Raw genomic sequence first — 10,876 nt, 5'->3', positions numbered from 1 at the left:
CATAATGATTTAAATCATTATTTAAAAAAAAGATAATTATGGCTTTAGAAATTACAGACAGCAATTTTGAAGAATTGGTATTAAAATCAGATAAACCGGTATTGGTAGATTTTTGGGCAGAATGGTGTGGTCCTTGCCGTATGGTAGGTCCTGTTGTAGAAGAAATCGCTAAGGAATACGAAGGTAAAGCTGTTGTTGGAAAAGTTGATGTAGACAGTAATCCTGAAATTTCGGTACGTTTCGGTATCCGTAACATTCCTGCACTATTGTTCTTCAAAAATGGAGAGATCGTGGATAAACAAGTGGGAGCAGTGCCAAAATCAGTATTGACGGAGAAACTGAACAAACAGTTTTAAGAAATAAGAGGTTTTAATCTCAGAAAGGAGATGATCAATGATCATCTCCTTTTTTTTGTTGCTAATTTTATCCTTATTGATGCTTTTTATTTTAAATATGATTGTGTTTTTAAATATTTTTTGAAAAAAATATACTTTTTGTGTTGATTTTTTGATGAATTAATATATTTTTGGATAATTATAAAGTGTAATATTAAATATGAAAAGTAAAAAGTCTGTTTTTCCGCTGATTTTTATGTTGGCGGTTTTGATTTTAGCTCTGATTTTTCCTTCAGTTCCTGTTAGTGGGGGTGATTTTGAGTATTCGGGTGCGGATACCGCCTGGATGTTGACATCTACTGCTCTGGTTTTGATTATGACTCCGGGTTTAGCGTATTTTTATGGAGGAATGGTGAAAAAGAAGAATGTAATCTCTACGATGTTGCAGAGTTTTATTTGTATGGCTGTAGTAGCAGTAATATGGGTTGTATTCGGTTTCAGTCTGGTATTTGGGAATTCTATTGGCGGCATTATAGGCGATCCCCGTACCTATTTTATGTTTGAGCATGTAATAGGAGGTAAACCATGGCCGGGAGCACCGACAATTCCATTTACATTATTTGCCATGTATCAGCTCAAATTTGCAATTATTACTCCTGCATTGATAACAGGTGCTGTGGCAGAACGTATACGTTTTACCTCTTATATTTTGTTTATCTGTTTGTTTTTTATTTTTATTTATGCTCCGCTGGCGCATGCTACCTGGCATCCGGATGGTGTGCTTTTCAAGCTTGGTGTCCTGGATTTTGCCGGAGGTACAGTTGTACATATGTCTGCAGGGCTGACTGCATTAGCTGCAGCGATCTATCTTAAACAGGGTAAAGATTTTCATGCACATAATCCGGCACGTATTACATATGTAATGCTGGGGACGGGTATGCTGTGGTTTGGGTGGTTTGGTTTCAATGCCGGTTCGGCCTTCGGAGCTAATGCGTTAGCTGCTACAGCGCTGGCAACTACTTCTGCGGCTTCAGGTGCAGCTGCATTGATGTGGATATTTTTTGATGCGGCAAGAGGTATTAAACCATCTGCAATGGGAACCTGTATCGGTGCAGTAGTGGGACTTGTTGCCATAACACCTGCTGCGGGATTTGTAACCGTACCTCACTCTCTTATTATTGGTGCTGTAGCTGCACTCATCAGCCGCATGGTCGTAGACTGGAGAACTAAATCACGAGTGGATGATACACTGGATGTGTTTCCATGTCACGGATTGGGAGGTATGGTTGGTATGCTGCTTACCGGAATATTCGCTACTAAAGCGATAAACGGAGCTGTAGAGCATGACGGATTGTTTTTTGGTGAGACAACGCTTTTTGTTGCACATGTAATCGGTCTGATAGGGGCGACGCTCTTTACTCTTATCCTGGCTTTTATTTTGTTAAAACTTACAGACCTTATCTCTCCGTTGCGGGTGAGTGAAGAAGAAGAAGAAATCGGACTTGATCTTTCTCAGCATAATGAGAAATTATAATATAGCATACGACTAACATCCGCAATCCCCTGTAAATCATCCGATATACAGGGGTATTTTGTATCGGATAAGAAATGACATTACAGAAACTTTCGAAAGACTTTTTATGAAATATTTTCTTAAATAATATGTAACTTTGCGTCATCAAATCAAGCTATGAGTGACGCTATAAAACACGAGTGCGGAATTGCACTTATTCGATTGTTAAAACCCCTCTCTTATTATCAGGAAAAATACGGTACGCCCTATTACGGGATTAATAAGCTGTATCTATTAATGGAAAAACAGCACAATCGCGGACAGGATGGTGCTGGTATTGCAACGATCAAATTTGATACGCAACCTGGTAACCGTTACATCAGCCGTTACAGAGCAATGGGTTCATCAGCTGTGGCAGATATCTTTGAATACGTTCAGAAGAAATTTGCTGCCGTTCAGAAGGCATATCCTAAAGAATCGAAAGATACAACCTGGCTGAAAGAGCATGTAAGCTTTACCGGTGAAGTGCTTTTGGGACATTTGAGATATGGGACTCACGGAAAAAACAGTATTGAGAGCTGTCATCCTTTTCTGAGACAGAATAACTGGATGAGCCGTAATCTGGTTGTAGCCGGGAATTTTAATATGACAAATGTGGACGAATTGCTGCAACAGCTGTATGAGCTGGGACAGCATCCAAAAGAAAAAGCGGATACGGTAACCGTTTTGGAAAAAATCGGACACTTCCTGGACGATGAAAATCAGGAGTTATTTGATAAGTTTAAAAAAGAAGACTACTCTAATGTGGAGATCAGTTCATTGATCGCCAAAAATCTGGATGTAGCCAAAATATTAACCCGTTCTGCCAAAACCTGGGATGGAGGATATACTATTGCCGGTATATTTGGTCACGGTGATGCTTTTGTTATGCGTGATCCGGCAGGTATCAGACCGGCATTCTATTATCAGGATGAAGAAATACTTGTTGTTGCTTCAGAAAGACCGGTAATACAAACTGCTTTCAATATTCCTATCGGGAGTGTTAAAGAAATCAAGCCAGGACATGCACTCATTGCAAAAAAGGATGGTACTGTCACAGAAGAGATGTTTCGCCAGCCGGTTGAGAAAAAATCATGTTCATTTGAACGTATTTACTTCTCCCGCGGTTCTGACGCAGATATTTACAAGGAACGTAAAGAATTGGGCCGTCTCCTGACTCCGTTGGTGTTGAAATCTATAAATTACGATATCAAAAACACCGTATTTTCTTTTATACCTAATACTGCTGAGGTTTCATACTACGGTATGACTGAAGGTGTGAATGCATATGTGCGTGATCTTCAGAAACAGGCTTTATTAAACCGGGAAGATAAAATTTCCGACACAGAACTGGAAGAAGTACTGAGTATGGCGCCACGTTTTGAAAAGTTAAATGTAAAAGATGCTAAATTAAGAACGTTTATTACGCAAGATGCAGACCGTACCGATATGGTACAGCATGTGTACGATACGACTTATGGTATCGTCAGAGATGATAAAGATACAATAGTAGCTATAGATGATTCTATCGTAAGAGGAACGACATTAAAACAGAGTATTCTGACTATCCTGGATCGTTTGAATCCGAAGAAGATTGTTATCGTTTCTTCTGCACCACAGATCCGTTACCCGGATTGTTATGGTATCGATATGTCACGTATGGGTGAGTTTGTAGCATTTGAGGCCGCAATTAACCTGTTAAAGCAACGTGGACTAGCACATATTATTGATGAAGTTTATCAGAAGTGTGTAGCTTCTCTGACAAAAGATAAAGAAGAAATTGAGAATTATGTAAAGGCAATCTATGCGCCATTTACAAATGAAGAAATTTCTGCTGAAATTGCAAAGATCATTAAACCTCACCATTTAAAAGCAGATGTAGAAGTTATCTTCCAGACATTGGATAACCTGCATACAGCTATTCCTGATCATAAAGGAGATTGGTATTTTTCAGGAGACTATCCGACTCCGGGAGGAAACAAAGTTGTGAATAAAGCTTTTATGAACTGGGTTGAAGGTAAAAATGTAAGAGCATATTTCAGTAACTAAAGAAATATAAGAATTTATCAAAAAGGTCTTATGCTGCATTGCATAAGACCTTTTTTTGTTTAATGTTATGATGTAATCTTATTAAAGCTGTTTTTGAAGTGCTTCCGGATCGTATCGCATACTATAAAGGTCGTAACCCGGAGCCCAGTAATCTTTGGCTATTTTCGTAAGTACAAATCCGTTCTTTTCGTAAAACCTGTAAACAAGTTGGGATGTCCTGACAGTTATTTTCTGAATGTGATAGGTTTGCTGTAATTCCTTTATCCGGTATTTCAGTAATGCACTTCCTATGGATTGCCCCTGAAAATCCGGGTGAAGAATATCCCAGCTGATTTTTCCAACCGTTTTGTCTTCAGCGAAGTTAATACCTCCACATCCGATAATCAGTCCGTTAGATTCCACAACATAATAGTGGTCTATTTCATGTTGAAGGTAATGGATCAGATCGAGTTCCTCTTCAGAAGAAAAATATTCGGGTGTATTGAGACGTAATAATCCAATGACAGAAGACTGATCATCTGCCTTGTATTCTCTGATGGTAAATGTTGCTTTTTCGGTCATTTGTATTTATGTATAATGACAGAAGGTCTGAACGGATCAGGCCTTCTGTTTATAACCGCAGACTACAGAATATTGATTCCCTGAATTCTAAGATTTTCTTTTTCCTGCTCATCCCAGATACTGACCTGTACTTCACCTATATGCGATTTTTTTAGCATAAACATACAGACTCTGGATTGGCCTATCCCTCCGCCTATGGATTCAGGAAGATGTCCGTCAAGGAGCATTTTATGAAAAGTAAGTGATGCTCTTTCTGTGTTATTCCGAATTTCGAGCTGATATTGCAATGCCTTTTTGTCTACGCGTATACCCATAGATGAAAGTTCAAATGCACTGTTAAGAATAGGATTCCATACCAGAATATCTCCATTCAGGCCGTTGTATCCGTTTTCATTTGCACTGCTCCAGTCGTCATAATCAGCCGCACGTCCGTCATGTGCTTTACCATTGCTTAGTTCGCCACCGATGCCATACAGGAATACAGCACCAAATTCTTTGGTTATTGCATTTTCTCTTTCTTTTGGAGTGAATGAGGGATATTTTTGCAATAATTCTTCCGAAGAGATAAAAGTAATCGTATCCGGTAGAATAGCTTTTATGACCGGATATTGTTTTTCGACCTGATGTTCTGTGAATTTTAAAGATTCATAAATCCTCAGGACTGTTTCTTTAAGATAATTCAGATTACGTTGTTCGGGCAAAATTACTTTTTCCCAATCCCACTGGTCTACATAGATCGAATGGATAGGAGTATAATCTTCGTCCGGGCGTAATGCGCGCATATCTGTAAGAATACCTTCTCCGGCATGCATATCCAGTTCACGGAGACGTAGTCTTTTCCATTTTGCCAGTGAATGTACGACAACAGCAAGACGCTCTTCCAGTGCTTTGATTGGAAAAGCTACAGGACGTTCTATGCCGTTCAGATCATCGTTGATACCTGTACCATCCAGTACCACCAGGGGTGAGGAGATCGGTATTAAATTTAAATTGTGTTTTAACTGTTGTGAAAAAGTGTCTTTTACAAAACTAATAGCCACTTCTGTTCTCAGTAGTTCTCTTCCTTCCATGAAGTATATTTTTATTAAAAATGCCTTTTCTTAAAAAAAAGACATTCGATTGTGGATTTATCTCCAGATCATAATGTAGATTGCATGCAAACCTAAGTTTTACTTTGTTCCGCTTATGATGTGAAACCTCATATTATTACGTTAACAAAAATACTATAATTTAATTCAAATGGAAGTTTTGTTGATAATATTATTTTAATGCTGTTGTATTGTTGATTAATTTTTAACGAGAGGCCGGATTTTTACGATACTTCCTTATTGACTTAATAAAACCAAACTCCATGTAAAATCCCTATCTTTGAATGTATTTATGTTGCATTTCCGCGTATTTTTCGTAGATATAGGCCTTTATAAGATGTGAAACCTTGAGATTCAGGATTGTATATCGAAAAGGATGCGAATTCGTGTAAGTACCCTATTGTAAATACACACAGACCCATTTATTGAGTAACCAAAAAGATTAATTCCTTAATGCGTATTGTATATTTCTTTTTTGCAATGATGTTTTTGTTTTCTGCAGATGTTTTTGGACAGCAGAATCTTTTGCCGTATTCGGATGTAGAGAAAAAACTGGATGATCTGATCCGGCGTCAACATTATTTTGTAAAAAAGAGAGAGGATATGATTGCTGGTCTGAAGCAACAGGCTGCATTGGTTAAATGGGAACCAAGAAAATATTTTGACGCTAATTACCGGGTTTATGAAGGGTACAGAAAGTTTCAGTCGGATTCAGCGATTGCATATGTAGTGAAGTGTCAGAGATTAGCCCATGAATTGAAAGATGATAAATTGCGAATCCGTGTAGACCTTGATCTTACTGCATTGTATTCTACTGTTGGTCGCTATATTGAATCCAAGAAATTGTTGGAGAATATTGATCGGAATAAGCTTGATCCGAAGTTTTTGCCTCCATATTATGAGACATACAGCTCTTTTTACAGTCACTACGGCCAGAGTAATAATATGAGCACCTATTATCAGCAAAGTGAATTATACCGGGATTCATTGCTTTCTGTTCTTGACCGTTCTTCTGAGCAGTATGCAATCGTAAAGGCTACCCAGACGTTGTTTAAAGGAGACAGAAATGCAGCTGAAGGGATGTTGCTGAAATTATTAGATACGTATCAGAATGATCTGGAGAATAAAGCCATGACAGCCTATTTTTTAGGATTGATTTATCAGCAAAATAATGATATCCCAAAGAAGAAGTATTATTATGCTGTATCAGCCTGTGCAGATATAGAACATGCCACACGGGATAATGCTTCCTTACAGGATCTGGCATTGAGTTATTATGAACAAGGAGATTTTGACAGGGCATTTAAGCTTATTGAGAAAGCTATAGATGATGCCATGGTTTCGAATGTAAGATATCGTGTTATTGAAGGTACTTCCTTCTATCCTTTGATCAATGCTGCTTATCAGCAGCGTATTGAACAACAAAAAAAGTTTCTTTTAATATATCTCATTCTTATCAGTGTATTATCTGTGGTGCTGATTGCAGGTATTGTATATCTGTACAGACAGATGAATCATTTGGCGAAGACCCGGAAGGCATTATCGGAAACAAATGAAAGGTTAAAGGATTTAAATGATGACCTTTCCGTTGTCAATATGAATCTGTCGGAATCTAACCACATCAAGGAAGAATATATTGCACGTTTTTTTGATATGTGTTCCTCTTATATAGATAAGATGGAAGATCTCCGGAAGTCTGTACTCAAACAGGCTTCCAATAATCAGATCAAACCACTGATCGAACAGTTGAAATCTACCAGAATAGTGGAACATGAGGTGGAAGAATTGTATAAAAACTTTGACCGTATTTTTCTCAATCTTTATCCTGCCTTCATTCAGGATTTTAATAGTCTGTTGCTTGCCGAAGAACAGATCTGGCCTAAGAAAGGAGAACTGCTGAATACAGAGCTCCGTATATTTGCGCTGATCCGGTTAGGAATAACTGATAGTGTCAAGATCGCAGGTTTTCTGCGATATTCCCTTCGTACCGTCTACAATTACCGCACGAAAGTACGAAATAAGGCTGCCGTAGAACGGGCTGATTTCGAAGATATCGTTCGTCAAATAGGCCTTAAAGTGCGGAATAATCATTAATTGCTTCTTAAACAGGTACTTTTTGCAATACATTTATTTTGTTAATATGTTTATTTTCAGTTATTTGTATTTGTTTTCAAGTACTTTTTCACTATACACTCTTAAAAGCGGAGTCCCGCTTTTATAACTTTGGTCATATCACGGTCGGCTCTTTATGCAGATCGTATGAGGAATAATAACCAATCAAATAAATCATCAATTTTAAAACATTATGAAGCTTTTTATCCAAAAAGGTAAGTCGTTCATCTATCTGTTTCCGATGATGCTGTTGATACTATGCCAGTCTGTGTTATTTGCACAGGAAAGTATTACGGTAAGAGGAATCATAACAGATGCACAAACGAAGGAGGTGCTGTCGGGGGTGTCAGTTGTACAGAAGGGGACTTCCAACGGTACATTGACAGGACAGGATGGACGGTATGAACTTAAGGTACCCCGTAATGCTGTACTTGTAGTGACTTATGTCGGCTACAATCCGCAGAACATTACGGCAACTACATCTTCACATTCTGTAGCATTACAGTCGGCCATGAATGAGCTGGAAGATGTCATTGTTATCGGCTACGGTACCGCCAAACGTAAAGATGTCACCACTGCAATTTCTTCTGTATCAACAAAAGATCTGGATCAGCGACCGATTGTGAATGTAGGTCAGGCCATTCAGGGCAAAGCAGCTGGTGTATCGGTTATACAACCTAACGGTACTCCGGGAGCGGAAATGTCTATCCGTGTGCGCGGAACGACTTCTTTTAATGGTAGTAACGATCCGTTATATGTAGTCGATGGAGTACCAGTAGATAATATACGTTTTCTCTCTGCGAATGATATTGCAAGTATGCAGATTTTAAAAGATGCCTCCTCCGCAGCGATCTATGGTTCCAGAGCCGCCAATGGCGTAATTCTGATATCAACCAAATCCGGAGTTGCAGGTGAAGCAAAAATAGATCTGAATGCACAGCTTACCCACAATGTGGTGGCCAATTCATTTGATGTACTCAATACCGATCAATATCGCGACTTGCAGAATGAAATCGGGTTGGTCTCTTTACCGGCAAATCTAAAAGACCAGACAGACTGGTTTAAGGAGGCTTACAAAACCGGTAAGTTGCAGAATTATCAACTTTCTATCTCTGACGGTACAGAAAAGCTGAAATACTTCCTTTCGGCAGGCTATGTTGACGAAAAAGGGGTGTTAAACGCTGCTTTTTTTAAACGGTATAATTTCAGGGCTAATATTAATAATCAGGTGCGTAAGTGGTTGAATGTAAGTGCTAATGTTAACTACTCGGATTATTCTAATAATGGCATTTCTACAGGTACAGGTGCTAATCGTGGCGGTGTGGTATTGTCTGTTATCAATACACCTACCTATGCGCCGATCTGGAATCCGGAGAATCCTGCACAGTATTATAATAATTTTTACGGAATAGGAAATATTACCAGCCCGCTGGAAAATCTGGCCAGAAGTGCTAATAATAAAGATAAGGAAAACCGCCTTTTAGCCAGTGGAAGTGCATTGATCACTTTTCTGCCTGAACTGACCTTTAAGTCTTCCTTTACACTGGATAGAAGAAATGCTGTAAATACCAGATTTCTGGATCCTATCGCTACTGCATGGGGACGTAATCAGTTTGGAGAAGGAGCGGATTTGCGAAATATGAATACGGTGCTCACCTGGGATAATGTCCTGACCTATAACAAGAGTTTCGGGAAACATAATATAGAGTCAATGTTAGGAAGTTCGTGGACGGATTCTAAATATACCAATAACTACATTTATGGCTCTCACTATCGTAACGATCTGATCCAGACACTGAATGCAGCAAATAAAATATCCTGGAATAATACAGGATCAGGTGCTTCAGCATGGGCAATCATGTCTTACTTTGCACGTGTCATGTACAACTTTGACAGTAAATATCTGGTCACTGCAAATGTGCGTGCAGACGGATCATCAAAGATACATCCGGACAATCGCTGGGGAATATTTCCTTCTGTATCTGCTGCATGGAGACTGTCTGCAGAGGATTTTCTGTCTGATACTGAATGGCTGAATGATCTGAAAATCCGGGGAGGATGGGGAGAGACCGGAAATCAATCGGGGATAGGGGACTACGCCTATTTGCAACGATATGATATTGGCCGGATCGAATGGTTCAAAGAAGGTCAGCAAAATGCTCTTCCGACCATATCTCAGGCTAATCTGCGGACTCCCGATCTGAAGTGGGAGACAACAAGACAATCAAATGTTGGAGTGGATCTGTCGGTATTCAACGCTCGTGTGAATGTTGCATTGGATTATTATTATAAACATACCCGGGATATGCTGATGTACCTGGTACTTCCGGCTGGTTCTGCTGCCGTAGGTAATATTGCCCGTAACGAAGGGGAAATGATCAATAAAGGGTTTGAAGCTACTGTAGGAAGTAAGAACCTGACAGGTGAACTGAAGTGGGAAACGGATTTCAATATTTCGTTTAATCGTAACCGCTTAGAGAAACTGGAAATGCAGAAGATCTATAATGATGCTGTTACAAGCGGAGTTGTGAATGAAGCCGTTGTGCGGAATGAGCCAGGCCGTTCAATGGGTGGTTTTTATGGGTATATCAGCGATGGTGTAAATCCGGAAACAGGTGAGCTGATGTACCGGGATCTCAATAATGACGGCAGATTATCTCCTTCGGACCGGACCTATATCGGAGATCCTAATCCGAAGTTTACCTATGGGATGACGAACAATTTTTCATGGAAGAATATAGACCTGAGTATTTTTATACAAGGCGCTTATGGAAATGATATTTATAATGCCAGCCGTATAGAGACGGAGGGAATGTATGATGGTAAGAATCAGACGACACGTGTGCTGGACAGATGGCAGATCCCCGGACAGATTACAGATGTCCCTAAAGCCGGATTTAATATCAAAAATTCTACATACTTCGTTGAAGACGGAAGTTATCTGCGTCTTAAGAATATCTCGCTTGGCTATAATATCACATCTGAGTCGCTCAGACGTATCGGTATTCGCAAGCTGCAACCCTATGTATCGGCAAGTAATCTGCTGACCTGGACAAATTATACAGGAATGGATCCGGAAGTCAATCAATGGGGAAATAATGGCGCAATACAGGGAATTGACTGGGGAACTTATCCGCACAGCCGTTCCTTTGTAGTCGGATTAAATGTTGGATTTTAAT

General features: G+C 39.4%; 7 protein-coding genes. 5 read left to right on the top strand and 2 right to left on the bottom strand.

Features of this window, described 5'->3' with window-relative positions; translation table 11 throughout:
- The first annotated feature begins 38 nt into the window (after positions 1 to 38).
- From trxA to B4B65_RS18235, 3 genes are all read left to right on the top strand, one after another.
- Positions 39 to 356, top strand: a complete 318-nt coding sequence (trxA, locus tag B4B65_RS18245; protein WP_003001286.1) for a thioredoxin — start codon at positions 39 to 41, stop codon at positions 354 to 356.
- Positions 357 to 555: 199 nt separating this feature from the next.
- Positions 556 to 1,869 (top strand): ammonium transporter, encoded by a 1,314-nt coding sequence (locus B4B65_RS18240; protein WP_293917649.1) that lies wholly within the window; start codon positions 556 to 558, stop codon positions 1,867 to 1,869.
- 156 nt (positions 1,870 to 2,025) lie between these two features.
- Complete coding sequence (locus B4B65_RS18235; RefSeq protein WP_293917647.1) at positions 2,026 to 3,936, top strand: class II glutamine amidotransferase; 1,911 nt, start codon at positions 2,026 to 2,028, stop codon at positions 3,934 to 3,936.
- An 81-nt stretch (positions 3,937 to 4,017) separates the two neighbouring features.
- Here B4B65_RS18235 and B4B65_RS18230 read toward each other — a convergent pair whose 3' ends face one another.
- Both B4B65_RS18230 and asnA read right to left on the bottom strand, forming a co-directional pair.
- Positions 4,018 to 4,497: a GNAT family N-acetyltransferase gene (locus B4B65_RS18230; protein ID WP_293917645.1), complete on the bottom strand. Its 480-nt coding sequence runs from the start codon at positions 4,495 to 4,497 to the stop codon at positions 4,018 to 4,020.
- 62 nt (positions 4,498 to 4,559) lie between these two features.
- On the bottom strand, positions 4,560 to 5,567 hold the full coding sequence (asnA, locus tag B4B65_RS18225; protein WP_293917643.1) for an aspartate--ammonia ligase: 1,008 nt from the start codon (positions 5,565 to 5,567) through the stop codon (positions 4,560 to 4,562).
- 471 nt (positions 5,568 to 6,038) lie between these two features.
- On the opposite strand from asnA, the gene B4B65_RS18220 reads away from it, so the two are divergent.
- Complete coding sequence (locus tag B4B65_RS18220) at positions 6,039 to 7,679, top strand: DUF6377 domain-containing protein (protein ID WP_293917641.1); 1,641 nt, start codon at positions 6,039 to 6,041, stop codon at positions 7,677 to 7,679.
- Positions 7,680 to 7,890: 211 nt separating this feature from the next.
- Entirely contained in the window at positions 7,891 to 10,875 is a 2,985-nt protein-coding gene (locus tag B4B65_RS18215) for a SusC/RagA family TonB-linked outer membrane protein (RefSeq protein ID WP_293917638.1), read from the top strand.
- Position 10,876: the final 1 nt, after the last annotated feature.

The organism is Sphingobacterium sp. UBA5789 (genome assembly GCF_002418355.1).
Lineage (GTDB): Bacteria > Bacteroidota > Bacteroidia > Sphingobacteriales > Sphingobacteriaceae > Sphingobacterium.
The sequence above is the reverse complement of the archived record's forward strand: the minus strand, read 5'-3'. Positions and strand labels throughout refer to the sequence as shown.

Bases quoted from the DNA above. Each gene is read 5' to 3' on its own strand.
- trxA (WP_003001286.1), top strand. From the start codon at position 39: ATGGCTTTAGAAATTACAGACAGCAATTTTGAAGAATTGGTATTAAAA.
- B4B65_RS18240 (WP_293917649.1), top strand. From the start codon at position 556: ATGAAAAGTAAAAAGTCTGTTTTTCCGCTGATTTTTATGTTGGCGGTT.
- B4B65_RS18235 (WP_293917647.1), top strand. From the start codon at position 2,026: ATGAGTGACGCTATAAAACACGAGTGCGGAATTGCACTTATTCGATTG.
- B4B65_RS18230 (WP_293917645.1), bottom strand. From the start codon at position 4,497: ATGACCGAAAAAGCAACATTTACCATCAGAGAATACAAGGCAGATGAT.
- asnA (WP_293917643.1), bottom strand. From the start codon at position 5,567: ATGGAAGGAAGAGAACTACTGAGAACAGAAGTGGCTATTAGTTTTGTA.
- B4B65_RS18220 (WP_293917641.1), top strand. From the start codon at position 6,039: ATGCGTATTGTATATTTCTTTTTTGCAATGATGTTTTTGTTTTCTGCA.
- B4B65_RS18215 (WP_293917638.1), top strand. From the start codon at position 7,891: ATGAAGCTTTTTATCCAAAAAGGTAAGTCGTTCATCTATCTGTTTCCG.